The sequence below is a fragment of the Sphingomonas sp. 3-13AW genome (assembly GCF_049311085.1).
GTDB lineage: Bacteria > Pseudomonadota > Alphaproteobacteria > Sphingomonadales > Sphingomonadaceae > Sphingomonas.
Genome location: NZ_JASNVZ010000032.1, coordinates 1 through 25,902 on the forward strand (window position 1 = coordinate 1; position 25,902 = coordinate 25,902).

Annotated in this window: 27 protein-coding genes; 13 read left to right on the forward strand and 14 right to left on the reverse strand. The window is 68.3% G+C overall.

Annotated features, from left to right (window positions below; translation table 11 throughout):
- The first annotated feature begins 50 nt into the window (after positions 1-50).
- Together acnA and QP045_RS19780 are read left to right on the forward strand one after the other, a co-directional pair.
- Positions 51-2,723 (forward strand): aconitate hydratase AcnA, encoded by a 2,673-nt coding sequence (acnA, locus tag QP045_RS19775; protein ID WP_422516729.1) that lies wholly within the window; start codon positions 51-53, stop codon positions 2,721-2,723.
- Between the two features lie 462 nt (positions 2,724-3,185).
- Positions 3,186-3,605, forward strand: a complete 420-nt coding sequence (locus tag QP045_RS19780; RefSeq protein ID WP_422516730.1) for a GNAT family N-acetyltransferase — start codon at positions 3,186-3,188, stop codon at positions 3,603-3,605.
- 6 nt (positions 3,606-3,611) lie between these two features.
- Here QP045_RS19780 and mtnP read toward each other — a convergent pair whose 3' ends face one another.
- The 6 genes from mtnP to xseA all read right to left on the reverse strand — a co-directional run bounded on the left by mtnP (position 3,612) and on the right by xseA (position 9,568).
- On the reverse strand, positions 3,612-4,481 hold the full coding sequence (gene mtnP, locus QP045_RS19785) for an S-methyl-5'-thioadenosine phosphorylase (RefSeq protein WP_422516731.1): 870 nt from the start codon (positions 4,479-4,481) through the stop codon (positions 3,612-3,614).
- Entirely contained in the window at positions 4,478-6,355 is a 1,878-nt protein-coding gene (locus QP045_RS19790; protein ID WP_422516732.1) for a CocE/NonD family hydrolase, read from the reverse strand. Before QP045_RS19790 ends, mtnP begins: the two co-directional genes overlap by 4 nt.
- A 96-nt stretch (positions 6,356-6,451) precedes the next feature.
- Positions 6,452-6,985, reverse strand: a complete 534-nt coding sequence (locus tag QP045_RS19795; RefSeq protein WP_422516733.1) for a superoxide dismutase family protein — start codon at positions 6,983-6,985, stop codon at positions 6,452-6,454.
- 57 nt (positions 6,986-7,042) lie between these two features.
- Positions 7,043-7,972 carry a M23 family metallopeptidase gene (locus tag QP045_RS19800; protein WP_422516734.1) on the reverse strand — a complete coding sequence of 310 codons (930 nt, stop codon included), beginning with the start codon at positions 7,970-7,972 and terminating at the stop codon, positions 7,043-7,045.
- Positions 7,969-8,169 (reverse strand): DUF2093 domain-containing protein, encoded by a 201-nt coding sequence (locus tag QP045_RS19805; protein WP_422516735.1) that lies wholly within the window; start codon positions 8,167-8,169, stop codon positions 7,969-7,971. The genes QP045_RS19800 and QP045_RS19805 overlap by 4 nt, the downstream gene beginning before the upstream one ends.
- Before the next feature lie 19 nt (positions 8,170-8,188).
- Entirely contained in the window at positions 8,189-9,568 is a 1,380-nt protein-coding gene (gene xseA, locus QP045_RS19810) for an exodeoxyribonuclease VII large subunit (RefSeq protein WP_422516736.1), read from the reverse strand.
- On the opposite strand from xseA, the gene purD reads away from it, so the two are divergent.
- Both purD and QP045_RS19820 read left to right on the forward strand, forming a co-directional pair.
- A complete protein-coding gene (gene purD / locus QP045_RS19815; RefSeq protein WP_422516737.1) occupies positions 9,567-10,829 on the forward strand; it encodes a phosphoribosylamine--glycine ligase in 1,263 nt (420 codons plus the stop codon). The genes xseA and purD overlap by 2 nt on opposite strands.
- A gap of 78 nt (positions 10,830-10,907) precedes the next feature.
- The gene (locus QP045_RS19820; RefSeq protein ID WP_422516738.1) at positions 10,908-11,597 is read left to right on the forward strand and encodes a hypothetical protein; all 690 of its coding nucleotides are present in this window, start codon (positions 10,908-10,910) and stop codon (positions 11,595-11,597) included.
- A 20-nt stretch (positions 11,598-11,617) separates the two neighbouring features.
- On the opposite strand, the gene QP045_RS19825 is transcribed toward QP045_RS19820, so the two are convergent.
- On the reverse strand, positions 11,618-12,925 hold the full coding sequence (locus tag QP045_RS19825) for a hemolysin family protein (RefSeq protein ID WP_422516739.1): 1,308 nt from the start codon (positions 12,923-12,925) through the stop codon (positions 11,618-11,620).
- Between the two features lie 148 nt (positions 12,926-13,073).
- Between QP045_RS19825 and QP045_RS19830 the strand changes: the two genes are divergently transcribed.
- Positions 13,074-13,751, forward strand: coding sequence for an OmpA family protein (locus QP045_RS19830; protein ID WP_422516740.1), 678 nt, complete (start codon positions 13,074-13,076; stop codon positions 13,749-13,751).
- Between the two features lie 142 nt (positions 13,752-13,893).
- Here QP045_RS19830 and QP045_RS19835 read toward each other — a convergent pair whose 3' ends face one another.
- Complete coding sequence (locus QP045_RS19835) at positions 13,894-14,322, reverse strand: nucleoside deaminase (protein WP_422516763.1); 429 nt, start codon at positions 14,320-14,322, stop codon at positions 13,894-13,896.
- Positions 14,323-14,453: 131 nt separating this feature from the next.
- Complete coding sequence (locus QP045_RS19840) at positions 14,454-14,672, reverse strand: hypothetical protein (protein WP_422516741.1); 219 nt, start codon at positions 14,670-14,672, stop codon at positions 14,454-14,456.
- A 182-nt stretch (positions 14,673-14,854) separates the two neighbouring features.
- Here QP045_RS19840 and rpmB point away from each other — a divergent pair, with 182 nt between their 5' ends.
- Positions 14,855-15,166 (forward strand): 50S ribosomal protein L28, encoded by a 312-nt coding sequence (gene rpmB / locus QP045_RS19845; RefSeq protein WP_422516742.1) that lies wholly within the window; start codon positions 14,855-14,857, stop codon positions 15,164-15,166.
- 83 nt (positions 15,167-15,249) lie between these two features.
- Here rpmB and QP045_RS19850 read toward each other — a convergent pair whose 3' ends face one another.
- Entirely contained in the window at positions 15,250-16,242 is a 993-nt protein-coding gene (locus QP045_RS19850) for an esterase-like activity of phytase family protein (protein ID WP_422516743.1), read from the reverse strand.
- A 161-nt stretch (positions 16,243-16,403) separates the two neighbouring features.
- Between QP045_RS19850 and QP045_RS19855 the strand changes: the two genes are divergently transcribed.
- Positions 16,404-16,799, forward strand: a complete 396-nt coding sequence (locus QP045_RS19855) for a glycine zipper 2TM domain-containing protein (protein ID WP_422516744.1) — start codon at positions 16,404-16,406, stop codon at positions 16,797-16,799.
- Between the two features lie 109 nt (positions 16,800-16,908).
- On the opposite strand, the gene phbB is transcribed toward QP045_RS19855, so the two are convergent.
- From phbB to QP045_RS19870, 3 genes are read right to left on the reverse strand one after another with little or no spacing between them, the layout of a single operon-like run.
- Positions 16,909-17,631 carry an acetoacetyl-CoA reductase gene (phbB, locus tag QP045_RS19860; protein ID WP_422516745.1) on the reverse strand — a complete coding sequence of 241 codons (723 nt, stop codon included), beginning with the start codon at positions 17,629-17,631 and terminating at the stop codon, positions 16,909-16,911.
- Between the two features lie 52 nt (positions 17,632-17,683).
- On the reverse strand, positions 17,684-18,691 hold the full coding sequence (hemH, locus tag QP045_RS19865) for a ferrochelatase (RefSeq protein ID WP_422516746.1): 1,008 nt from the start codon (positions 18,689-18,691) through the stop codon (positions 17,684-17,686).
- Positions 18,688-20,949, reverse strand: coding sequence for a molybdopterin cofactor-binding domain-containing protein (locus QP045_RS19870; RefSeq protein ID WP_422516747.1), 2,262 nt, complete (start codon positions 20,947-20,949; stop codon positions 18,688-18,690). Before QP045_RS19870 ends, hemH begins: the two co-directional genes overlap by 4 nt.
- A gap of 111 nt (positions 20,950-21,060) precedes the next feature.
- Between QP045_RS19870 and lgt the strand changes: the two genes are divergently transcribed.
- From lgt to pgeF, 4 genes are read left to right on the forward strand one after another with little or no spacing between them, the layout of a single operon-like run.
- A complete protein-coding gene (gene lgt / locus QP045_RS19875; protein WP_422516748.1) occupies positions 21,061-21,939 on the forward strand; it encodes a prolipoprotein diacylglyceryl transferase in 879 nt (292 codons plus the stop codon).
- Positions 21,936-22,982, forward strand: coding sequence for a class I SAM-dependent methyltransferase (locus QP045_RS19880; protein ID WP_422516749.1), 1,047 nt, complete (start codon positions 21,936-21,938; stop codon positions 22,980-22,982). Before lgt ends, QP045_RS19880 begins: the two co-directional genes overlap by 4 nt.
- Entirely contained in the window at positions 22,979-23,488 is a 510-nt protein-coding gene (locus QP045_RS19885) for a GNAT family N-acetyltransferase (protein WP_422516750.1), read from the forward strand. The genes QP045_RS19880 and QP045_RS19885 overlap by 4 nt, the downstream gene beginning before the upstream one ends.
- A complete protein-coding gene (gene pgeF / locus QP045_RS19890) occupies positions 23,485-24,258 on the forward strand; it encodes a peptidoglycan editing factor PgeF (RefSeq protein ID WP_422516751.1) in 774 nt (257 codons plus the stop codon). The genes QP045_RS19885 and pgeF overlap by 4 nt, the downstream gene beginning before the upstream one ends.
- A gap of 13 nt (positions 24,259-24,271) precedes the next feature.
- Here the strand turns inward: pgeF and QP045_RS19895 are convergent, their stop codons facing one another.
- Complete coding sequence (locus QP045_RS19895; protein ID WP_422516752.1) at positions 24,272-24,436, reverse strand: hypothetical protein; 165 nt, start codon at positions 24,434-24,436, stop codon at positions 24,272-24,274.
- A gap of 108 nt (positions 24,437-24,544) precedes the next feature.
- Between QP045_RS19895 and tgt the strand changes: the two genes are divergently transcribed.
- Positions 24,545-25,675 (forward strand): tRNA guanosine(34) transglycosylase Tgt, encoded by a 1,131-nt coding sequence (gene tgt, locus QP045_RS19900; RefSeq protein ID WP_422516753.1) that lies wholly within the window; start codon positions 24,545-24,547, stop codon positions 25,673-25,675.
- Positions 25,676-25,694: 19 nt separating this feature from the next.
- Positions 25,695-25,895, forward strand: coding sequence for a hypothetical protein (locus QP045_RS19905; RefSeq protein WP_422516754.1), 201 nt, complete (start codon positions 25,695-25,697; stop codon positions 25,893-25,895).
- Positions 25,896-25,902: the final 7 nt, after the last annotated feature.

A 25,902-nucleotide genomic window follows, 5' to 3' on the forward strand; every position in this document is an offset into this window, starting at 1 on the left:
CCTCCCGCCCTCCCGTCCGCGCCGCGCAGACTGGGAAGGACAATGCCCCAATGACCGCCATCGGCCAGGATACCCTCGGCACCCGTGACACGCTCACGGTCGGTAACAAGAGCTACAGCTACTACAGCCTCGCAAAGGCCTCCGAGAAGCTCGGCGACATCAGCCGCCTCCCCTTCTCGATGAAGGTGCTGCTGGAGAACATGCTGCGGTTCGAGGACGGCACCACCGTCACCCCGCAGGACGCGCAGGCGATCGTCGACTGGCAGAAGGATGCCCGCTCCGATCGCGAGATCCAGTACCGCCCGGCACGCGTGCTGATGCAGGACTTCACCGGCGTTCCGTGCGTCGTCGACCTCGCCGCGATGCGCGACGCGATCACCAAGCTCGGCGGCAATCCCGCCAAGATCAACCCGCAGGTGCCCGTCCACCTCGTCATCGACCACTCGGTCATGGTCGACGAGTTCGGCACGCCCAAGGCGTTCGAGCAGAACGTCGAGCTGGAATATCAGCGCAACATGGAGCGCTATGAGTTCCTGAAGTGGGGCTCCAAGGCGCTCGACAACTTCCAGGTCGTGCCCCCGGGCACCGGCATCTGCCACCAGGTGAACCTGGAATATATCGCGCAGTCGGTCTGGTCGTCCAAGGCGGCCGACGGCAGCATGATCGCCTATCCAGACACGCTGGTCGGCACCGACAGCCACACCACCATGGTGAACGGCCTGGGCGTGCTGGGCTGGGGCGTGGGCGGCATCGAGGCGGAAGCCGCGATGCTCGGCCAGCCGGTGTCGATGCTGATCCCGGAAGTCGTCGGCTTCAAGCTGACCGGCGCGCTGAAGGAAGGCATCACCGCGACCGACCTGGTGCTGACCGTCACGCAGATGCTGCGCGCCAAGGGCGTCGTCGGCCGCTTCGTTGAGTTCTATGGCCCGGGCCTGGCCTCGATGACCCTCGCCGATCGCGCGACCATCGCCAACATGGCGCCGGAATATGGCGCCACCTGCGGCTTTTTCCCGATCGATGAAAAGACGATCGACTATATGCGCCTGACCGCGCGTCCGGAGGAAGTGATCGCCCTGACCGAGGCCTATGCCAAGGCCAACGGCTTCTGGCACGAGGCCGGCAGCGCCGACCCGATCTTCACCGACACGCTCGAGCTCGACATGGGCACCGTCGTCCCCAGCCTCGCCGGCCCGAAGCGTCCGCAGGACCGCGTCAGCCTGAACAAGGTCGACGAAGTGTTCAACGGTGACCTCACCAAGCTCTACAAGAAGGAGCAGCCGGAGCGCGTCGCAGTCGAGGGCAAGGACCACGACATCGGCGACGGCGACGTCGTGATCGCGGCGATCACCAGCTGCACCAACACCTCCAACCCGTCGGTGCTGGTCGCCGCCGGCCTGGTCGCTCGCAAGGCGCGCGCACTGGGCCTGAAGCCCAAGCCCTGGGTGAAGACCTCGCTCGCACCGGGTTCGCAGGTCGTCACCGACTATCTGACCAAGGCGGGGCTGACCGAGGATCTCGACGCGCTCGGCTTCAACCTTGTCGGCTATGGCTGCACGACCTGCATCGGCAACTCGGGCCCGCTCGCAGCGCCGATCAGCGCCGCGATCAACGGCAACGACATCGTCGCCGCCTCGGTCCTGTCGGGCAACCGCAACTTCGAGGGCCGCGTCTCGGCTGATGTGCGCGCGAACTTCCTCGCCTCGCCGCCGCTCGTCGTCGCCTATGCGCTCAAGGGAACAGTCACCGAGGATCTGGTGGAAACGCCGATCGGCCAGGGCTCCGACGGCCAGAACGTGTTCCTCAAGGACATCTGGCCGACCAACCAGGAGGTCGCCGACCTCATGGCGGCCAACATCGACGACAACATGTTCCGGTCGCGCTACGGCAACGTCTATGCCGGGGACGAGCATTGGAGCGCGATCTCGGTCGAGGGTTCGGACACCTACAGCTGGCCGGCAAGCTCGACCTACATCCACAACCCGCCGTACTTCCAGGGCATGACGATGACGCCGGCGCCGGTCGCCGACATCATCGAGGCAAAGCCGCTGGCGATCCTGGGCGATTCGATCACCACCGATCACATCTCCCCGGCCGGTTCGATCAAGGCCGACAGCCCGGCGGGCAGCTTCCTTCAGGAGCACCAGGTCGAGCGCAAGGACTTCAACAGCTACGGCGCACGCCGCGGCAACGATGAAGTGATGGTACGCGGCACCTTCGCCAACATCCGCATCAAGAACGAGATGGTACCGGGCGTCGAAGGCGGCATGACCCAGTATGACGGCGAGGTGATGCCGATCTATGACGCAGCGATGCGTCACAAGGCCGACGGCACCCCGCTGGTGGTCGTCGCCGGCAAGGAATATGGCACCGGGTCGTCGCGCGACTGGGCGGCCAAGGGCACCAACCTGCTGGGCGTTCGCGCCGTCATTGCCGAGAGCTTCGAGCGTATCCACCGTTCGAACCTGGTCGGCATGGGCGTGCTGCCGCTGCAGTTCGCCGAAGGCGTCACCCGCCAGTCGCTGGGCCTGAAGGGCGATGAGACCTTCACCATCCAGAACGTCGCCGGCCTGCGCCCGCGCCAGGAAGTCGAAGTAACGCTGGTCCGCGCGGACGGCACCACCGAGACGTTCCAGACCCGTTGCCGAATCGATACGGTCAACGAGCTGGAGTATTTCCTGAACGGCGGCATCCTGCATTACGTGCTGCGCAAGCTCGCCGCGTAAAAAGTCGCTGCGTTTTGGGAAGGGGCGCGGGAGCATCGTCTCCCGTGCCCCTTCTTTTTGCCCGCTGCTGCATTCTTGAGCAGCGGTCTGGAGCAGCTGCTTAATTCCCACGCAAAGGTGCGGAAATTACGCGCAAGTGCCTGTTGCAAAAACTGCATCTGTACCGACACATGTTCGCAATTGCGTGAATCCGTGCTGCGGCGCACAAAGGACGTGCCTTTCAGGCATCCTCTCCTAAACCTTTCAAAGGCCGACCTTCGGGTCGGCCCTTTTTTTTGTCTGGCGTTCTGGTATGCGCATGTCTCTGCAGCCGCCGAACGATAATAATCACTGGGAGCGGAGCCGCCGGTAAAAGCCGGCATGACGGCGGGTGCAGCGTGGGGGATCGAGCGGCTGCGCGCTGCTCTCCCCCACGGCATCTGCGAGGCAGCATCTCCGCACGTTCGGCGCTACCATCGGTTCATGACGATTCGGCTACAGATCCCCGACGCGCCTACCCACGAAGATCGCGAGGCCGTGCTTGCGCCGCTGCGCGCCTATAACGAGCGTATGGCGGGCGCGGCCCATGCCGAACCGCTCGCCATCCTGCTGAGAGACGCGGAGGACCGCGCGGTCGGCGGCCTGTGGGGTCGCAGCAGCTACGACTGGCTGTTCGTCGAGTATCTGGCGGTTCCCGAAGCGCTACGCGGCCAGCAACTGGGCAGCGCGCTGATGAAGGAGGCGGAACGAATCGCCCGCGCACGCGGGTGCTACGGCATCTGGCTCGACACCTTCGCGTTCCAGGCGCGCGGCTTTTACGAGAAGCTGGGCTTCACCGTGTTCGGGACACTGGAAAATCACCCGCGCGGCAGCCGCCGCTTCTTCCTGAGCAAGACGCTCTAGGCGGCGCTACCGCCCCCGCAGCGCGCGCCCGGCAACGGTGTCCAGCCGCACCGCCAGATCGGGATCGCGGGCAGCGGGCGCGGTCAGCAGCGCGGTGTCGAGGCAGGTGTCGATCGGCGACGCCGGCCGCTCGGGCGGAAGTGCGGCAATCAGATGCTGCACCAGCGCCCGCGCCTTGCCGGCGTTGGCACCGAGCTGGGCGATGATCTCGGCAGTGTCGACCGCCTCGCCTTCGCGCCAGCAGTCATAGTCGGTGACCATCCCGACCAGCGCGTAGGGAAGCTCCGCCTCCCGCGCGAGCTTGGCCTCCGGCATCGCCGTCATGCCAATCACGTCACAGCCCCAGCTGCGATAGAGACGGCTTTCGGCACGGGTCGAGAACTGCGGGCCCTCCATCGCGAGATAGGTGCCGGTGGGCGATACCGTCGCCCCGGCGGCCCGTGCCGCATCGGCGGCAAGCGCGGACAGCCGCGGGCAGACCGGGTCCGCCATCGACACATGCGCGACCAGTCCCGGGCCAAAGAAGCTCGACACCCGCCCCCGGGTGCGGTCGATGAACTGGTCGACCACGGTGAAGCTGCCGGGGGGCCGATCCTCGACCAGCGAGCCGACCGAGGAAATCGCCAGCACATCCGTCACGCCCAATTGCTTGAGCGCATCGATGTTGGCCCGGGCATTGAGGTCGGAGGGCGGGATGCGATGCCCGCGGCCGTGGCGCGGCAGGAACACGACGCGCACATGCCCCATCCGCCCGACATAACAGGCGTCGGATGGCGGCCCCCAGGGGGTCTCCACGGTCTTCCAATGGCCCTCTTCCACCCCGGCGACCTCGTAGAGACCGGAGCCGCCGATGATCCCGAGCGTCCAGCCGGTCATTTCACCACCGGCAGCTCGATGTAGGAAAGCGCCGCCGCATCGTGGTGGATGCGGTTGTCGGCGACCACCCCGACCCTCTCGCTCTCATTCGGCCCCCCGGTGTTGAGGTTGCGGACGAACTTGGGGAAGTTCGATGACGTCACCTCCACGCGGATCCGGTGCCCGGGCAGGAAAGTGTTGCTGGTCGTCATCGGCGTGGGCTTGATCGTGTAGACCTGGCCCGGCGCCATCATCACCGGCTTGTCAAAGCCGTCGCGATATCGCGCGCGCAGGATGGTATCGCCCAGGATATAGGCGGTGCCGTCCGGCGCCACGTCGACCAGCTTGACCGCGAAGTCGGTATCCTTGGCCGAGGAGGAAACCGCCAGCACCGCGTCGACGAAGCCGGTGACCTCCATCGGCTCGGTCAGCGGGTCGCTGGTATAGACGAGCACATCGTTGCGCGCCTCCACGGCCCGCTGGTCATAGGCGCCCGGCTTCACCAGCCCGCCGTTGCAGCAGTCACCCCCGCCCACGGTCTGGACCGGGTTCATCGGGTCATACCGATAGCTGTCGGCCGGCGTCCCCGCGGGCGGCGGTGTGGGCGACAACCTGCCGTCGCCATTGAGGCTGTTCGCGCGGCCATTGCTGGCCAGGTACATGCGGACGGGACGGGCCTCGCGCGGCGGCCATTGCTGCGCGCGCTGCCACGTGTTCGCGCCCATCGTGTAATATTGCACATGCGGGGTCGAAGCCGGGAAGGCGTTGCGATCCCCCTTCAGCCAGCGATCGAACCAGCGGAAGATCATGCCGTCGACGTCGAAGCTGGTGTCGCCCATCTGCCGTTCGCCCACGACCGTGTCCGGCCCGAGCTTGGCAAACTGGCAATGCACATTGGGTGCGACGACCACATACTGGTTCGCCGCTGCCTCCGCGTCGCCCTTCGTCTGCCGGGCGTGGTTGAACAGCTCCAGGTTCGGTCCGATCGACACGTCGTACCAGCTGTCGAACCACAGCGACGGCACGCCCCAGCCCATGTCGTCATGGTAGAGGCCACCCTCACGCCAGCCCGGATCGGCCGGGGTGCGGTTGATGAATTGTTCAAAGGTGGCGGGCGGCTCGCCCAGGTCCGTCAGCATCTCGCTCACGGGCAGGTGCTGGATCTGCTTCACCCAATCGACGTCGGGCTTCCTTGCGTCGAGGTCATTATAGCCTGCGATCCGGGCGCGAACCTTGGGATCGAGGTTGGCAGGAAGCTGCGGGCGCAGCGGATTGTCGACGCCATAGAGCCATACGAAGAACAGGTTGCGCGGCACGCCGCCGGTGTACCAATTGCCCTGCTCCTGGAAGCGGCCGACCTTGCCGATGCCGGCTCCCGACGCCATCGGCACCATCGCGGCGTGCGCCGGGTGGTTCTGCGCCGCCAGCGCCAGCTGCCATTCGGCCGAGGAGGAGCAGCCGAGCGTTCCGACCTTGCCGTTGGACCAGGGTTGCTTCGCGATCCAGCTCAGCGCGTCATAGCCATCCGTCTGCGGCTTGCCGAGGATCTCATACTTCCCTTCCGAGAAATACCGGCCGCGCTCATTCTGGACGAGGAAGGCATAGCCGCGCTTCACCGCCTCGGCGGCGTAGCGCAGCGTCGATCCTCTCAGCTGGTGCTCGTTATACGGCGTCTTCCACAGGATGGTGGGCAGCGGTCCCTTCGCATCGCGCGGACGATAGATGTTGGTGGAAAGCCCGACCCCGTCGCGCATCGGCACAAGGACGGCCGTCTCGGCAATGCCGCGCTCCGCAAGCTCCGCCTTCAGCCCAGCGTCGCTGTACCGGCTGTAATCCTGCGCCGCGAGCGGCGTTGCGCACAGCGCGACGACCAGCGCCAATGATACGAGCTTCATGTGACCTCCCTGTCCCGGCACGATGTGTCGGGCGCGGGACAGGGCAAGTCAATTGGCGGCAGGTCGGACGGGGCGACAGCCCGCCCCCCCCTTCCGTCAGGCCTCGTTGAACACGCCGCAGGCGATGCGTCCGCCGCTGTTGCCCGAGGGGTCGGTCATCAGGTCGTCGGCGTTCGCATGGACGACGAACGCGGAGCCGTCTTCATCGAACAGGCCATCGAAGGTGCCGCCGGGGAGCGTGAATTCGATCACGCCGACCCCGTCCGTGCCGACGAGCAGGTTGGGCATGTCGCCCGCGTGCGGGCCTGCCGGGTTCTTCGAGCCATGCTGGTGGCCTGTCGGGTTCCAGTGGCCGCCGGCGGTGGTGAAGTCCGGCGCATCGCAGCGGCCCGTGGTGTGGACGTGGGCGCCATGCGGCCCTGCCGGAAGCGCGTTGACGCTCAAGGCGATGCGGACGCCGCCCGGCACTTCCGTGGCAGTCGCGGTGCCGACCGAGGCGTTGGCAGGGGTGCGCAGCGCCGCGGTCGCGACCCGCGGCCCGGAGAGGCCCTGGGCGCTTTCAACGGGAGCATTCTCGGTACAGGCTGCCATCATGGTGGCTGCCGCAAGCAGGGCCAGGTGCGTCTTCATCATCGTTCCCCTTTGTTCGTTGCCGGATCAATGGCTGACCGTCGTGGCGGTTCCCCCTCAGCGGGGCATCGGACCCGTGATGAGCATCGGGTCCAGTCGACGCCCCTTCCAGACCATGCCCCAATGGAGGTGCGGGCCCGTCGCGCGGCCGGTGCTTCCCACCGCCCCGATGACCTCGCCCTGCCGCACCCGCTGCCCCGGACGGACATCGATGCGCGAAAGGTGGAGGAAGGCGCTGCTGAGGCCCATTCCATGGTCCAGCATCAGCAGATTGCCCTCCAGCGTGAAGGGCGAGTCCGCCGCCAGGATCACGACGCCGTCCGCGGGCGCGGTTACGGGCGCGCCGGTCGGCTTGGCCACGTCCACCCCTGAATGATAGCTGCCGGGCTCCCCCGCATAGATGCGCTGGGAACCGAACCGGCCCGAGATGCGGCCGGTGGCAGGCCATTGAAACCGTTGAAGCCAGCCCTGGGCGCCGGTCTCCTGCTTGCGGGCCGCGGCGATCCTGGCGAGTTCGGGCGGGCGGCGGCGCTGGAATTCGGCGCTCGGCTGGCTGACCTTGGGCAAGGTCGGAAGGCGCTCGATCTGCCACGCACGCGGCGCGATACTGAGCGTCTCGACCTGTTCACGCCCATCGGCGAAGCGCGCGACCAGCCGCGCGGTCGGGCCGGCGTCGCGATCAAAGGCGATCAGGAAGCGGCCGCCGGGTGCCAGTGCGACCGGCTCTCCGTCCAGGCTCAGCGCCGTCACGCCGGCGGGCGCGGTGCCGACGAGCATGCCGCCCTGGATGCGCTGCCCTTCATAGCGGAACACCGCGGGGGTTGCGGCGCGCGGCTGCTGGGAGGCCGCCGGGCGAGCCTCAGAGCGCGTGACCGGCGCAACCGGCTGCACCGGCTCCGGCCGCCCTGCTCCCTGCGGCACCACCGCACAGGCGGGCAACGAGAACAACAGTCCTGCCGTGATCGTCGCGCCGGCGGAAACCCTCACGCCGGGCGCATCGCCGCGGTTGCGGCCTCTGCATTGGCATAGGCTTCCTGCCGTTCGGCGCTCCAATAATGAAGCTCCTCAAGCGGGATCTTCTCGCCGGTGCGGGCGCACACGACATGGTCGCCGGGCGACAGCACCCGGAAGCCGCCGGAGAGATAGTGGAGGCGCGCCTGGCGCGAGCTGTTCGACATCAACATCCGATAATCCAAAGAGGCATCAGAGCAGGCTCGGCTGCTCGGGCTTGTCCGAAGGATAGGGCTTGCCCCCCGGCCGCTCAACCCGCGCGTCCACCACGCCGTCGCGGAAGTGGAGCTTCAGGCCCCCGGCCGCACGCGCGGCAGCGGCGGAATCGATCGTCTTGCCCGAACCGCGCGCCTCCACCCGGACATAGCCGCGCTTGAGCAGATTGTCGGGGTTCACGCTCTCCAGCAGGCGGCCGGCGGACTCCAGCCGCTGGCGACCACGATCGAGCTGGCGCGACAGCATCGCCGGGCGCAGCACCGCCGCCTGGCGATCCAGCATTCGCCGCGCCTGGCCAAGCCGCCGCTCCAGCCCCAGGCCGAGGCGCTGGGCGAGATCGTCGACGCGCTGGCGCTGCGGCCCCAGCAATGCGTCGCGCCGGGGAAGGACGCGAACAAGCGCCGCCAGCCGCTCGGCCCCGCGCTCGTGATAGCGACGCACGCAGCGCTCGGTCCGCATCGCGTGGCTCTGCACGGTGTAGGCAAGGTCGGCGAGCACCGGCACAGCAAGCTCGGCTGCGGCCGTCGGCGTCGGGGCGCGGAGATCGGCGGCATGGTCACAGAGACTCGTGTCGGTCTCGTGCCCGACCGCGGAGATGACGGGGATCGAGCAGTCGGCGACCGCACGGACAACGACTTCCTCGTTGAACGCCCACAGATCCTCGATCGAACCGCCGCCGCGCGCGACGATCAGCAGGTCCGGACGCGGCACCGGGCCGCCCGACTCCAGCGCATCGAAGCCGCGGACGGCGGCCGCCACCTGCTGGGCAGCGCCCTCCCCCTGCACCTGCACGGGCCATACGACGACGTGGCTCGGGCAACGATCCTCGAGCCGGTGGAGGATGTCGCGAATCACAGCCCCCGTCGGCGAAGTAACGACGCCGATCACACGGGGCAGGAACGGCAGAGGCTTCTTGCGCGCCGGGTCGAACAGCCCCTCGGCACCGAGTTTCGCCTTGAGCTTTTCGAGCAGCGCCATCAGCGCGCCCTCGCCCGCAAGCTCCATGCGCTCGATCACGATCTGGTATTTGGAACGACCGGGATAGGTGGTGAGCTTGCCCGTCGCGACGACCTCGATGCCGTCCTGCGCCTGGAACGGCAGGGCGGCGGCCGCACCGCGCCAGATCACGCCGTCGATGACGGCACTCTCATCCTTCAGGCACAGATAGACGTGGCCGGAAGCGGCGCGTTTATAGCCTGAAATTTCGCCGCGCAGGCGGACATGGCCGAACTCGCCCTCCACCATGCGCTTCAGGCGGCCGGCAAGTTCGCTGACACTGACGGGGGCGGCGTTGTCCCCGGGGATCGGCTCGGCTACGAGCCGCCCCGATGAAAAGCCGGAAAAAGGATCGGGCATGAACGTCCTGCTGGTGGGCTCGGGGGGGCGCGAACATGCGCTCGCATGGCGGCTCGCACAATCTCCGCTCCTCGATAGGCTCTATGCCGCGCCAGGCAACCCCGGCATCGCGGAGCATGCCGAATGCGTGGATATCGCGGCGACGGACCAGCCCGCGCTGCTCGCCTTCTGCCGCGAACACGAAGTGGGCTTCGTCGTGATCGGGCCCGAAGCGCCCCTGGTCGAAGGCCTGGCCGACCGGTTGCGGGAGGCCGGTATCGCCGTGTTCGGCCCGTCGGCCGCCGCCGCCCAGCTGGAAGGGTCCAAGGGCTTCACCAAGGATCTGTGCCTGCGCGCCAACATCCCGACCGCCGGCTATGTCCGCGTGACCTCGCTCGAGGAGGCGCGCACCGCGATCCTGCCGTTCGGGCTGCCCGTCGTGATCAAGGCCGATGGCCTTGCCGCCGGCAAGGGCGTGACGATCGCGACCTCTCCCGAAGAGGCCGAGGCCGCGCTGGCCGCGCTGTTCGACGGTCCCGGTGCCGAGGCGGTGATCGAGGAGTTCCTGACCGGCGAGGAAGCCAGCCTGTTCGTGCTGACGGACGGCACCAGCTACCTCCCGTTCGGGTCGGCACAGGACCATAAGCGCGTCGGAGACGGCGACACCGGCCCGAACACCGGCGGCATGGGCGCCTATAGCCCGGCGCGCGTGCTGACGCCGGAGCTGGAAGAACTGTCGATCGACACGATCGTCCGTCCCACGATCGAGAAGCTGGCCGAAGAGGGCATGCCGTACAGCGGCGTGCTCTACGCCGGCCTGATGCTGACGCCGCTGGGGCCAAAGCTGATCGAGTACAATGCGCGCTTCGGCGACCCGGAATGCCAAGTGCTGATGATGCGCCTCGAAAGCGACCTCCTTGAGGTCATGCTTGCGACGGCGCAGGGTCGTCTTGCGGGCCACAAGGTCCGCTTTTCCGACGATCCGGCGCTCACGGTCGTGGTTGCGGCGCGCGGCTATCCCGGCACGCCGGCAGCCGGCGGCGCGATCCGCGGGATCGACGCTGCGGAGGCCGAGGGCGCACGCGTGTTCCAGGCCGGCACCCGCCGCGACGGCGACACGTTGGTGGCATCGGGGGGCCGCGTGCTGGCGGTGACCGCGTCGGGCCACACGGTCCGTGAGGCCCAGGCAGCCGCCTATCGCGCGGTCGATCGCATCACCTTTGCCGACGGCTTCTGCCGGAGCGACATCGGCTGGCGTGAAGTCGAACGCGAGGAAGCCTGAAAAAACAACTAGTTGAGCGGAGCGGCGACGCGCTATGCTTACCATCCCACCACATTTAGGCCGGCCGGAGGCGTACCCATGGAAGAAGTCGAACGGTCCAGTGAGACTGTGGTCGGCGCGGCGGAGCAGATGATGCCGTACACCATTACCACCCTCGTCTGCATCGCGATCTTCGCGGTGATCGTGATCGCGGCGATCCTCTGGGGCATGCGGATGCGCCGCCGCAGCCGAGCCTGCGACCGGGAAATACAGGAACAGAACCGTGCGCACCGCGCCCGTCCGGACGCGCCGGTCGCCGATCCGGACGCCCCGGGTCAGGCGATCGCCGCCGACCGGCGTGTGCCGGTCGAGCCGACCGACCTTCCCGCCCCCGTACCGCCGATCGTGCAGGAGCCGCAGCAAGCACCCGCCGCGCAGCCGGCGCCGGTCGCGCCAAGCGCTGCTCCGCCGGTTCCGACTGCCCCGGCCGCATCGGAACCCGTTGCCGCCCCGCAGCCGACGCCGACGCCGGCCGTTCCCATGGCGGCCGCGACCGACCTCACCACTTTGAAGGGCCTCGGCCCCAAGGTCGCGGCCCAGCTCGCCGAACTGGGCGTCACCAGCATCGCCGACCTCGCCGCACTGAGCCCGGCCGAGGCAGAGCAGATCGATGCATCGCTCGGCACGTTCCAGGGGCGCATGGCGCGTGACCGCTGGGTCGAACAGGCGCAGCTGCTCGCGGCCGGCGACCGCGCCGCCTATGAAGCGAAGTTCGGGAAGCTCGGCTGAAACGGCTTGGCCGGCGCGGTTCAGTCCGCGCTGGCCACCAGCAGCTTGTCGATCTTGCGGCCGTCCATGTCGACGATTTCAAAGCGCCAGCCCTGTTCGAAGAAGTGCTCGCCTTCTTCAGGCAGGTGCTTGAGCACCGCGAGCGCGAGGCCGGCGACCGTCGCATAGTCGCGATCCTCGGGCAGCTCGATCCCCAGCCGCTCGGCAAGCGAATCGGCCGAGAGCTGACCGGACACCAGCAGCGAGCCATCCTCGCGCTCGATGACGTTGGGGGTCTCCCCGGGCTCGGCATCCGACGCGAACTCACCGGCAATCGCCTTGAGCAGATCGGCCGGCGTCACCAGCCCCTCGAAATGACCATATTCGTCGTGGACCAGGCCCATCGGCACGTCCGCGCCACGCAGCGCCGTGAGCGCATCCATGGCGTCGACCTGATCGGGCAGGACCGGAGCGACATGCATCAGGCGGCGCAGGTCCAGCGTTTCGCCACGCACCAGCGCCGCGACGATGTCGCGTGCCTGCACCACGCCGACCACGCGGTCGATCGACCCTTCCGCCACTGGAAGGCGCGTGTGCGGCGTCTCGGCAAGCGCAGCGCGCAGCTTGGCCGGATCCAGCTCCAGGTCGAGCCAGTCGACACTGGTGCGCGGGGTCATGATTTCGCGCACCGGCCGGTCGGCCAGGCGCACCACACCCGAGATGATCGAGCGCTCATGCTCCTCGATCACGCCCGACTTGGTCGCTTCCGCCACCAGCAGCTGCAGTTCCTCGGCCGTGACGCGGGTCTGGTTCTCGCGGTCGAGCCCCAGCAGCCGGAACACCAGCCCCGTGGTGGTATCGAGCAGCCAGACCAGCGGTGCCGTGACCTTGGACAGCCACAGCATCGGCAGCGCCAGCGCTGCGGCGATCGGCTCCGGCGCGCGCAACGCGAACTGCTTGGGGACCAGCTCGCCCACCACCAGCGAGGCATAGGTGGTCAGTCCGATCACGATCGCGAAGCCGACAGTCTGGCCGGTCTGCGGGGCAAGGCTGAGCCAGGCGGCCAGCCGCTCGCCCACCGGGCCACCCAGGCTTGCGCCCGAATAGGCACCGGCGATGATGCCGATGAGGGTGATCCCGATCTGGACGGTGGAGAGGAACTTGCCGGGATCCCCGGCAAGCCGCAGCGCCGTCGCCGCCCCCTTGCCGCCGGCGCGCGCCAGCGCCTCCAGCCGTGCGGGCCGTGCGGACACGATCGCGAGTTCGGACATGGCGAAAACGCCGTTCAAAAGGACCAGCGCGAAAATGATCGCGACATCGATCCACGGGAATGGGGTGAACTGGGTCATTGTTCTGCCCCTCGCTTAGCCGGAATGCGGTGACCGCCACAACAGCGCGATCTTGCTTTTGGTCCACGGACGTTCAAATCGCATGCGGAACAATCAACTTGGCGCCGGTGTTCACCGGCAAGATCAGAATTTCCACGGAGGAAAAACAATGCGTAGTGTCTCGAAGCTGATGCTGGCGGGTGCCCTTGGCGCGATGACGCTGACGAGCGGCTGCGTCACCGATCCCGAGACCGGCCAGCGCACGATTTCGAAGACGGCGCTGGGTGGCATCGGCGGCGTGCTCGGCGGCTATCTGCTGGGCGACATCGTCGGCGGCCGCAACGACCGCACCGAAAAGATCGTGGGCGCGGGCCTGGGCGGCATCGCGGGCGCTGCCATCGGCAACTACATGGACCGCCAGGAGCGCGATCTTCGCCAGCGCACCGCCGGCACCGACGTGCAGGTCACCCGCCAGGGCGACGACCTGCTGCTGAACATGCCCTCGGGCATCACCTTCGCCTATGACAGCGCGACCGTGCAGCCGCAGTTCCAGCCGACGCTGAACCAGGTCGCCGAAGTGCTGTCGCAGTACAACCAGACCTATATCGACGTGTATGGCCACACCGATTCGACCGGGTCGGACGCCTATAACCAGACGCTGTCCGAGCGCCGTGCCGCTTCGGTCGCCGCATACCTGACCAGCCATGGCGTGCAGAGCGCGCGAATCGGCACCCGCGGCTTTGGCGAGACGCAGCCGATCGCCAGCAACGACACCGACGCAGGCCGCGCCGCCAACCGTCGCGTCGAGATCAAGATCGTACCGATCAACCAGGAAGAGCTGCGCTAAGGCCGAGCTGGCTCGGTTCGGACCCCGAACCGAGCCGGCCCCCGGGCTATCCAGGATTTGCACTTAAGAAACGCCCGTCGGATTCCGGCGGGCGTTTTTCTTTGCGGCTGTGGATCGGTAAGCCGGAGGCCGGCGCGCAGCCTCAGCGACGGCTCGCGAAAAAGTTCCGCAACAGCGCCGCGCCTTCGCGCTCGCCGATGCCCGGGTAAATCTCCGGACGGTGATGGCAGGTCGGCTGCGCGAAGAAACGCGGGCCATGTTCCACCGCCCCGCCCTTGGGATCCGGCGCGCCGTAATAGACGCGGGCGATTCGGGCATGGGCGATCGCACCGGCGCACATGGCGCAGGGCTCCAGCGTCACCCACAGATCGCAATCCTCCAGCCGATCGCGCCCCAGCGCGGCGGCGGCGGCGCGAATCACCCGCATCTCGGCATGGGCGGTGGGGTCACAGAGTGTGCGCGGCGCGTTTCCCGCGGTCGCAACGACCCGGCCGCCCTGCAGCAGCACGGCGCCGACCGGCACCTCCCCCGCCGTTGCCGCCGCACGGGCAGCGTCCAGGGCCAGGCGCATGGGTTCGGGAAGCGGGAAAGTCATTCCCGCCTCATGCCGTCTGCCGTGCCGTTACGCCAGCGACGCGCGGTGTGGGCGCCCGGTGGCCGAGACCCCCGAAGGCGCCCCCCCCCAGACCCCGGAGCGCGCGCTTACTGCGCGGTCTGGACGTTGTCCGCGCGCTGGATGTCGACCGTCGGCACCTTCACCGTGCGATTCTCGGTCCCCAGGTCCACGCGTCCGACATCGGCCTCGAACTTGGGTGCCTGGACGGAGCCCGGGCGGACCATGTCGATGTTGATGAGGCCCAGCATCATCGCGCCGATCAGCAGGAGGACCACCAGCCCGAGAATGAAGAGGATCGTGCGCATGAAGGATTCCCCGGTTGCCAAAATGATTCGCTGCCGGAATAACGCGCTCAGGTGGCGGCGGTTGCACGCTGCGCAGGTCACCGCGCTTGCCGGCGCGGTTGACGTGGCGCACCTCTACCGTTACTAGCGCCGACTTTCCCGGGGCAGATGCCCCGACCATTGCCGTAACCAGGAACCAACGCATGTCGCGCATTTGCGAGCTGACCGGCAAGGGCCGGCAGGTGGGTAACAACGTTTCCCACGCCAACAACAAGACCAAGCGTACCTTTCTGCCGAACCTGCAGAACGTGACGCTTCTTTCGGACACGCTGGAGCGCGGCGTGAAGCTGCGCGTCTCGACGCACGGCCTGCGCTCTGTCGAGCACGTCGGCGGCCTGGACAACTGGCTGCTCAAGACCAGCGACACCGACCTGTCGCTGCGCGTTCGTCGCCTGAAGCGCGAGATCGCCAAGAAGAAGATCGCCACCAGCGCCAACGAGGCGGCTGCGGCCTGATCCTGCTGCCTGCCGCCCCATCCGGGCAGCAGGCGGTCGATTCTGCTCCCTGCCGCCTTCGGGCGGCCGGGTAGCCGATCCGGCTATCCCGCCTTTCGGGGCGGAAGATCGAGCCGGAACTTCAAGAGCAGCGACTGCTCAAACCACATCTGGTTATCGTCGGATGCGAGCCACAGGATGGTCGCGTCCTTTTCCTGCGTGACGGCCAGGGCCTCATAATTGTCGTGAATGACGTCGCCGGCGAGCCGGGCGATCTCCTGCCCGCGCACCACCGCGCCCGGGCGAATCATGCTCGGCTCCACGACCGAGATAATCCCGGTGAACCCCTCCCGCAGCGACGCCGCGCGGTGCAGCACCAGCAATCGGCCGTCGGGAAGCTCCACGGCGTCCGTTGGCAGATACTTCTCAGGCGGCACGTAGCTGAAGCGGAAGCCGCGGGTCGGATCCTCCGTCGGGTCGCCCGCGAATCGCACGGCGTCGTTACCCACATGCGGCGGGGCCCTGCCCCCTTCGGCAAACACCAGGAACGCGCCCGAGCGGAGGCGCACCATCGCCTCCGGCCCGCTCGGGGGGCGCCACTTCGCCATTGCTGCTGGCTGGACATGGCGTTCGACAGCGGCGAAGTCCGGCGCATAGCGCCAGATCGCGTTCGCGCCCTCGAACCCGACCCAGATGCGGCCCGTCTCCGGATCGACCGCCATCGATTCGCTGTCACGATCCCGTTTTTCCCAGCCGGTGCCGGGCCCGTCGGGAAGCGTGAGAAACTGCGGCTCCGTGATCTTCCAGTCCCGCCCCATGCGAAAGCGGACGACGGAGCCAAAGTCGCTGAGCAAGGTGAAGCGATCGCCCTCCACCCGCATGGCCGAAAAGCCGCCGAACGCCCGGTCGCGGCTGGTGAGCCGCACGCCGCCCAGGTAAGTAAGCGCGCCCAGCTTCCGGTTGTCCGGGTCCTTCGCCCGCAGCAGGACGGGCGTGGCAGTAATGTCGGGGTCGTTGCCCAGGATCGGTCGGGGGACGGTGCCGGTCCAGCCTGGCACCACCGCCAGGGTCAGAAGCACCACGGAAGCGATACGCATCCCCTGCCCTTAAGCGGCGTTGATGCTTCGCAACAGTCCGTTCTCCCTGAACGGCGGATAACAGTCGTATTCAGGCTTCGCTCAATGCGACTCGGCCATACCGCCTACATCGACGACGGACAGACCGCCGCTGAAGAAGATTTCGAGTAGGGAGACCACCGATGTTCAAGAAGCTTTCTCTCGCAGGCGCTGCCCTGGCAATGGGCTTCACCGCGCTGGTTCCCGCCGCTCCGGCGATGGCCCAAGGCCGTCACTATTACAGCGATCGCGATTATGATCGTGGCTATCGCGGCTATGACCGTCGTAACGACCGCCGGTATGACCGCGGCTACAACCGCAGCTATCGCGGGGATGACCGCCGCTATTACAACAACCGCAACCGCCGCTGCGACAATGGCGATGGCGGCACGGTGATCGGCGCGGTCGCAGGTGGCCTGCTGGGCAACCAGGTTGCGGGTCGTGGTGACCGTCTGCTCGGGACCGTCCTGGGCGGTGCAGTGGGTGCGGTTGCCGGTCGTGCGATCGACCGTTCGGACAGCCCGCGCCGCTGCCGCTAAGATTTCGCTCCCCTGTTGCGTATCGGGAGCCCGGGGCCGGTCCAGCGATGGACCGGCCCTTCTAATGTGAACGCAGGGGCAGGCAGAACGCCCGCCCCCGCCGCCCGCATCAATACATGTGCTGGCCGCCGTTGATCGAAAGCGTGGAGCCGGTGACGAAGCCCGCATCCTCCGCACAGAGGAAGGCGACGCCGCGTGCGATCTCCTTGGCCTGGCCCAGCCGGCCTACCGGGATCTTGGCCACGATCTTTTCGAGCACGTCCGCCGGAACCGCCGCCACCATCTCGGTATCGATATAGCCCGGCGCGATCGCGTTCACGGTTACGCCGAAGCGCGCACCTTCCTGCGCCAGCGCCTTGGTAAAGCCGTGGATACCCGACTTTGCGGCGGCATAGTTCACCTGGCCATATTGGCCGGCCTGGCCGTTGATCGAGCCGATGTTGACGATGCGGCCCCATTTGCGGTCCCGCATGCCCGGGAACACGGCCTTGGCCATGTTGAAGCAGCCGCCCAGGTTGGTGCGAATCACCTCGTCCCACATCTCGGCCGTCATCTTCAGAATGGTGCCGTCGCGGGTGATGCCGGCATTGTTGACGACGACGTCGACCGGACCCAGCGCCGCCTCGACCTCTGCCACGCCGCGCTGGCAGGCATCATAATCGCTGACGTCCCAGCGGAATGCCGCAATGCCGGTGCGTTCGGTGAAGGCGCGTGCCTTCTCCTCATTGCCGGCATAATTGGCGGCCACCGTCATCCCGGCTTCCTTCAGCGCCAGGCTGATCGCCTCGCCGATGCCGCGCGTGCCACCGGTTACAATCGCTACCCGTGCCATGATCTCTCTCCCCTCACTTCGCGGCCGGGATCAACCGCTGTTTGTCCCAAGGCTAGGCAAGCGTCACCCAGCCCGCAAGCTCCGGGGCAAGGATGCTGCGCAGCATCCGCAGCCCAGTCGGCTCTGCATTGAGGCAGGGCAGATAGGCAAAGTCGGTGCCCCCCGCCTCTTCAAAGCTCTCACGCCCGCGAATCGCCAGTTCTTCCAGCGTCTCGACGCAATCGACGGAGAAGCCGGGCGCGACGATAGCGACGCGCCGCTTTCCGGCCTTGGCCAGCGCGACCAGCGTATCGTCGGTCGCCGGGCCCAGCCACTTGGCGCGGCCGAAGCGCGACTGGAACGCGATCACCAGTTCCATGCCCAATGCTTCCGACAGCAGGCGGCCGGTCTTCTGGCAGTGGCAGTGATAGGGATCGCCCAGTTCCAGCGTCCGCTGCGGCATGCCGTGGAAGCTCGCCACCACCGCATCGGGAGTGAAGGGCAGCTTCGCGAGATCCTCCCGCACCGTCTCTGCCAGCGCCGCGATATAGGCGGGGTGATCATAATAGGGCGGCAGCGTGCGGATCGCCGGCTGCCAGCGCATCTTGGCAAGCGCCTCGAACGCCTTGTCATTGGCAGTGGAGGTCGTTGCTGCGCAATATTGCGGGTAGAGCGGCGCGAGCAGGATGCGCTCGCACCCCGCGGCCTTCATCGCGCGCAGCCGGTCGCCGATCGACGGATTGCCATAGCGCATGGCCCAGTCGACCAGCACGTCCGGCCCGAACGCGTCCTTCAACCCCTCCGCCTGCGCCCGCGTGAACGCGGCGAGCGGCGAACCCTGTTCGGACCAGACCTGGCGATAGGCATGCGCCGACTTCTTCGGGCGCGTCGTCAGGATGATGCCCCGCAGGATCGGCTGCCATGCGATCGCGGGCAGCTCCACCACCCGCCGGTCCGACAGGAACTCGCCCAGGTAGCGCTTCACGGCGCGGGGCTCGGGCGCGTCGGGCGTGCCCAGGTTGATGAGCAGCACCCCGATCCGCGGCGCGGGGATGACGGGATGATCAGGCGGGGGGGTCATGCGTCTTCCGGTAGCAGCGGAAGCCGCCGGATGCGAACACCCGTTGCAGCCATGATGGCGTTTGCGATCGCGGGCGCGACCGGCGGCACCGCCAGTTCGCTGACACCCCCCGGGTCGGCATCGCTGCGGATGACCTCCACGCTGATCTCCGGCGTGTCGGCAAGCCGGGGGAGGCGCATCTGGCCGAACCCGCGAACGTCGGCGAGATTGTCGGTAAAGCAGGTCGATGCGCCCAGCGCCGCGGCCATGCCGAACATCAGCCCGCCCTCGATCTGCTGCAGCACCAGGTCCGGGTTGATCTGGCGGCCGCAGTCGACCGCGGCGACGAGGCGCTCGACCTTTATGCGCTGGTCCGGCCCCATGCGCGCCTCGGCCAGTACCGCGATGTAGGAGCCGCGCATGTGGTGGCAGGCGAGCCCCTGGGCGCTGCCGGGGATGCCGCCCTGCCACCCGCCCAGCGTCGCCACCGTCGACAGGCAGCGCGCGAGGCGCGGATTCCCGCCGAGCATCGAGATGCGGAACGAATGTGCCTCGATACCCGCGACATGGGCGAGCTCGTCGATGAAGCACTCGTTGAAGAAGCTGGTGTAGCTGTGCGCGCCCGACCGCCAATATCCCACCGGCACGCCGACGTCGGCGGAATGGTGATCCACCGCCAGCGCGGGGATGGCATAGGCGGGCACCGCGCCCTCCACCGCCAGCTTGTCGCCACCGCGAGGCAGCAGCATCGCGGCGCGCGCGGCAGCGTCACCGGCCAGCAGCCGATGCGACAGCGCATTGCCGACCGGAGGCGCGGCGATCTTGCAGAGCCAGCCTGCAACCGCGCCGTTCTTGCCGAGACGTGCGGTCAGGCGCGCGGCGGCGGGCGGACGATAGCGGTCCTGCAGACAGGTTTCGCTGCGCGACCAGGTGAGCTGCACAGGCTTTTCCAGTCGCCGCGCCAGCAGCGCCGCCTGTTCGGCGACCTGATGCTCCAGGTTCGCCCCAAAGCTTCCGCCGGCGATGGTGGGGTGCAGCACGACCCGGTCCTGCGAAATCCCCAGCGTCCGTGCCGCGGCCGCGCGCGCGAGGGCGGGCGCCTGGGTCGGCATCCACAGGCTTAGCTGGCCATCGCGCCATACCGCGGTGGCAGTGGTCGGCTCGATCGCCGCATGAAGCGCCGCGCCGACCCGGTAGTCCGCCGTTACGACCTCTGCGTCCTTGAACGTCGCGGCGAGATCGCCGACCGCGGTCATGCGGTTGCCATCCCCGTCCAGCGCCGCATCGAGGGCCGCGTCGATCGAGGCGCTGTCGACCAGCCGCCCCCGGGTCTCGAACCGCGGCGCCAAAGCGTCGAGCGCGCGATTGGCCGCCCACCAGGTTTCGCCGACGGCCGCGACCCAGTTCGGGTTCTCGATGACGGCGGACACGCCGCGAACCCGCTCGGCCGCGGCGCGGTCCACGCGGACAAGGCGGCTGTCGCCGATCGGGCCCTGACGAAGCGCGGCGAACACCATGCCGGGCAGCCGGATGTCGCCGGCGAAATTGGCGCTGCCGTCGACCTTGGCCGGGGCGTCGAGCCGGGGAAGGGGCTGGCCGGTCAGCCGCTTCTCGTCGCCCGTGCGAAGAGGCAGCGTGCCGCTCGGCAATTCCTCGCCCACGGCATCGGCGGCGAGGGTTCCGAACCGCTCCCGCTGCGATCCCATCACGACGAAGCCGTCGACGGTGGCACAGCTTTGCCAATCCGCATCCCAGCGGCGGGCCGCGGCCTTGCACAACAGGATGCGCGCGGCGGCGCCGGCTTGGCGTAGATCCTCCTCGAACGCGCGGACGGAGGTGGAGGCAGCGGTCAGCATCAGCGTGCCCGCCTGCACGTGCCGTCCCCGCACCGGCTCCGGCAGGTCGCCCAGCGCGTCCTCGAACAGGATCGATGCCGCCAGGCGATTGGCGTAGAGCGGGTTGATCGGGGCCGGCTCGACCGCAACCGTCTGCCAGTCGGCGCCGAGTTCGTCCGCGACGATCTGCGCCAGGGCGGTGAACACCCCCTGCCCCATTTCCGCCTGCGGGACTGCGACCGTGACCTGCCCGTCGGTGCCGATCTTGAGCCAGGGGCCAAAGATCGTCTCGCCCTCCGCGGCGGCCAGGTTGACGGCGTATTCGCGCGGCCACAGCGCAAAGGCGACCACCAGGCCGACGCCCGCGGCGCCGCCGACCAGCAGCCTGCGACGAGTCAGGCCCGCTCCCGAAGCCGCGCCGGGCGATGCTGCATCCAATGCCATGGCGCAGGCTCTATCGCCCCGCGCAAGGCCGCGCCAGCCGGCGGCGCTTCGACGCTTGGGTTTTGCCCGCGGGCGGCGTACCAGCAGCGCAACGACTTTCGGAGCCCCGACTTGATCCTTGCGACGCTTGCCGCTGCCGGCGGCCACATCCGGTTCGACCAGCTGGGGCTCGACCCCGTGGCCCTCGACCTCGGCTTCTTCACGCTGAAATGGTACTCGCTTGCCTATCTTGCCGGCATCCTGGTCGGCTGGTGGTACCTGCTCAAGCTGCTGGCCCAGCCGGGCGCACCGATGGCGCGGCGTCATGCCGACGACCTGGTATTCTATGTGACGCTGGGCATCATCCTGGGCGGGCGCATCGGCTATGTGCTGTTCTATGGCGAGGACATGTGGTCCGATCCGGGCCGGATCTTCCGCCTGTGGGACGGTGGCATGTCCTTCCATGGCGGCGTCGTCGGCACCTCGGTCGGCATCATCCTGATGGCCCGCAAGAACAAGCTCAACTGGTTGCGCATCCACGACTATGTCGCCTGCTGCGCCCCGTTCGGCCTGTTCTTCGGCCGCCTCGCGAACTTCGTGAACGGCGAGCTTTGGGGCAAGGCGACGGATGTCCCCTGGGCCGTCGTCTTCCCGCACACCGTCCCCGGCGGCCTCGATCCGGCGCGCCACCCCAGCCAGCTCTACGAGGCCGGGCTCGAAGGCCTGGGCCTGGGCCTGCTGCTGTGGTTCCTCTTCTGGCGCACGCAGAGCCGCTACGAGCCGGGCAAGCTGACCGGCTGGTTCTTGCTGGGCTATGGCTGCTGCCGCTTCTTCGTGGAGTTCTTCCGCGAGGCGGACGAGCAGCTGATGGAGTTCGCAGAGCGCACCGGGCTGCACATGGGCCAGTGGCTGACGCTGCCGATGATCGTGGGCGGCATCTACCTGATCGCCACCGCCAAGCGCCGCCGCATCCGCGTCGAACCGATCGCGGGGTCGGAGAGCGTCGCTTGAACGACGGCCCTCTTCCCGAGCGGCTCGCGCGGGCGATCACGCTCGGCGGACCGATCCCGCTGTCGCAGTTCATGGGCGCGGCCAACGCCCATTATTACAACACCCGCGATCCGCTGGGCGCGGGCGGGGACTTCACCACCGCGCCCGAGGTGAGCCAGATGTTCGGCGAGCTCATCGGGCTGGCGCTGGCGGATGCGTGGCAGCGGGCCGGGCGGCCGCCGGCCCGCTATGTCGAGTTCGGCCCGGGCCGCGGGACGCTGGCCGCCGATGCGCTGCGCGCGATGGCCCGCGCCGGGCTGAAGCCCAAGGTGCATTTCATCGAGACCAGCGCCACCCTTCGCGCCGCGCAGAAGGAGCGCGTGCCGGACGCCGAATGGCAAGTCGACCTGGTGGGCGTCCCTGAAGACGGCGCGCTGCTGGTCGTGGCGAACGAGTTTTTCGACGCGCTGCCGATCCGGCAGCTCATCAAGACCGAGGAGGGCTGGCGCGAGCGGCTGGTCGCCTGCCAGGACACGCTGTTCCTGCCGATCGCCGGCCAGCAGGGCTTCGACCCGATCGTGCCCGAGGCGCTGCGCGATGCACCGCCGGGATCGATCCTGGAGACCGCGCCGGCGGCGGTGGGGGTGATGCGTCAGCTGGCGAAGCGCCTGGTGGCGCAAGGCGGCACCGCGCTGGTGATCGACTATGGCTACACCGGCCCCGCCATCGGCGACAGCCTGCAGGCGGTGCGCGACCATGGCTTCGTCAATCCGTTCGACACCCCGGGTGAGGTCGACCTGACCGCGCATGTCGATTTCGGCACGCTGATGGAGGCGGCCCGGGTGGAAGACGCGCAGGTGCATGGCCCGATCGAACAGGGTTTCCTGCTGACCGCGCTCGGCATCGACTCGCGGGTGGCGACGCTGGCGCTCGCGAGCCCGGAGCGGGCGCAGCAGATCGCCGAGGATCGCGAGCGGCTGGTCGCCCCCGACAAGATGGGCGCGCTGTTCAAGGCGATCGCGGTGACCGCGCCCGACTGGCCGGTGCCGGCGGGCTTCGCATGATCCTGCGCGATGCGGTCCCGGCCGATGGGCCGGCGCTCTCGGAAATGGCGAAGCGCTGCTACTGCGACACCTTCGGCACGCTCTATCGCGCGTCGGACCTGGCAGCGTTCCTCGACGCAACGTTCGGCGAGAACGGGCTCCCGTCCCACCTCTCCGACCCCGCCTACAAGGTGCGGCTGGCCGAAGCGGACGGCGGCGCAATCGCCGGCTTCGCAAAGCTCGGGCCGGTCGCCTTCCCCGGCGACTGGGGCGCGCGCACGGCAGAACTGCACCAGCTCTATGTGCTCGGCCCCTGGCAGGGCGAGGGCGTGGCGCCGGCGCTGATCGACTGGGCGATCGCCACCGCCCGCTCGGACGGTGCGGACCGGCTGGTGCTGAGCGTCTATGTCGACAACCATCGCGCACAGCGATTTTACGCGCGCTACGGCTTCGTCGAAGTCGGGCGCTATGAATTCGTGGTCGGCGAGCAGATCGACGACGACCGCATCTGGAGCCTGAACCTGTGACGCAAACGCCCGAAGTGATCCGTGCCGCCGCCCTCGGCAGCGTTGCCCATGGCTTCCTGGGCCGGCGCGGGGGCGTGTCGCAGGGTCTCCACGCGGGGCTGAATGTCGGCCTCGGGTCCGAGGACGCGGCCGAGGTGGTCGCGGAGAACCGGCGCCTCGCGACGGAAGCGGTGCTGCCGGGTGGGCAGCTCGTGACGGTGCATCAGGTCCATTCCGCCGAAGCGGTGGCGGTGACGGCGCCGTTCGAGCAGGCGCTTCGCCCCCATGCCGACGCGCTGGTCACGGATCGGCCGGGGCTTGCGCTCGGCATCCTGACGGCGGATTGCGCCCCGGTGCTGCTCGCGGATGCCGCAGCCGGTGTCGTCGGTGCGGCGCACGCGGGTTGGAAGGGTGCGATCGGCGGCGTCACCGACGCGACCCTGGCTGCCATGGAGCGGCTGGGCGCGCGACGCGAGCGGATCGCTGCGGCCGTGGGCCCGTGCATTGCACGCACGAGCTACGAAGTGGACGCGGCATTCGTCGCGCGTTTCGCCGCCGCCGATCCTGAGAACGAGCGCTTCTTCACCGACACGCGCGCCGGCCATGCCCAGTTCGACCTGGAGGCCTATGTCGTCCACCGGCTCGCAAGCGCGGGGGTGCGCCGCATCGAGGCGCTCGGTATCGATACCTATGCCGATGCCGACCGTTTCTTCAGCTATCGGCGCGCAACCCATCGCGGCGAGCCCGATTACGGCCGCCAGATCGCGATCATCGGCCTCGCGCAGGGATAAGGCCGCGCGGCGGTCACCCGCCGCCGATGCCCTCGATTACTTTGCCGGTGCCCTCGCACTCCCAACATTCCTTGCCGTCGAGACGCCCGGTCCCACCGCAGCGCGGGCAGAGGTTCTCGCCCGTGCCAGGAGTTCCGGGCGGGGCGACGTCGCCCGGGGCCAAGGGTTTCTCGTCCATCACATCCTCCTCTTCGTGAAGCGCTGAACGCATCGCCGCGACCGACGCTCCGCCCGGGGCCATGCGATCCGGCTCGACAGCGGCAGCCTGCGGCGGCATCAGGAAAACATGTCCCCCCGTTTCGAATTCACCATCCATGCGACCGACGGCCGCGCCCGTACGGGCGAGATCGCCATGCGTCGCGGTACCATCCGCACCCCCGCCTTCATGCCGGTCGGCACCGCCGCCACGGTGAAAGCCGTGAAGCCGGCCGACGTGCGTGCGTCGGGCGCCGACATCCTGCTCGGCAACACCTATCACCTGATGCTGCGCCCCGGCGCCGAGCGCGTCCATCGCCTTGGCGGCCTCCACGGCTTCATGGGCTGGGACCGGCCGATCCTCACCGACAGCGGCGGCTATCAGGTGATGAGCCTGTCGGACCTCACCAAGCGCTCCGAAGACGGCGTGGAGTTCAAGAGCCACCTCGACGGGTCGCGCCATCTTCTGAGCCCCGAACGCTCGATGGAGATCCAGCGGCTGCTCGGATCGGACATCGTCATGGCGTTCGACGAGCTGGTCCCGACCACGGCCACCCGTGACGTCCAGGCCCGCGCGATGGAACGCTCGATGCGCTGGGCCAAGCGCAGCCGCGACGGGTTCGACTCCGGCGGTGCCCATGCGGAGGGCGCGGCATTGTTCGGCATCCAGCAGGGTGCGCTCGACGAATCACTGCGCCGGGAATCCGCCGATGCGCTCAAGGCCATCGGCTTTGACGGCTATGCGATCGGCGGACTGGCGGTGGGCGAAGGCCAGGAGGCGATGTTCGGCGTGCTCGACTATGCGCCCGCACAGCTCGACCCGGCCCGCCCCCGCTACCTCATGGGCGTAGGCAAGCCCGACGACATCGTCGGCGCGGTCGAGCGCGGCGTCGACATGTTCGATTGCGTGCTGCCGACGCGGTCCGGCCGCACCGGCCAGGCATTCACCCGCACCGGCCCCATCAACATCCGCAACGCCCGCTTCGCGGAAGACACGGGGCCGCTCGATCCCGAATGTCCCTGCCCCAGCTGCACCGGCTGGAGCCGTGCCTATATCCACCACCTCGTCCGGGCGGGTGAGATCCTGGGCGCGATGCTGATGACCGAGCACAATCTATGGTTTTACCAGCGGCTGATGGCGGATTTGCGCGCTGCAATTGCTGCAGGCACGCTTTCCGGGTTCGCCAATGATTTCCGGGCACGCTATTCCAGCCGCGGATGACCGCAATCGGAGAAGATCAATGACCGACACCCCCCCGATCAACGAAGTCGAAGCCGCTTGCCAGGAAGCCAAGCGCGTACGTGAGGCTGCGGCCGAGACCCCCAAGAGCGACCGCGCCGGACATTGGCCCGCAGTGCCGATCAGCATCGGCGTGGGCATCGGCTCGGCCGCGCTGACGGCCGCACTGCTCTATGCAAACCGCTCCCGTACCAAGCGCTGATCCGCGC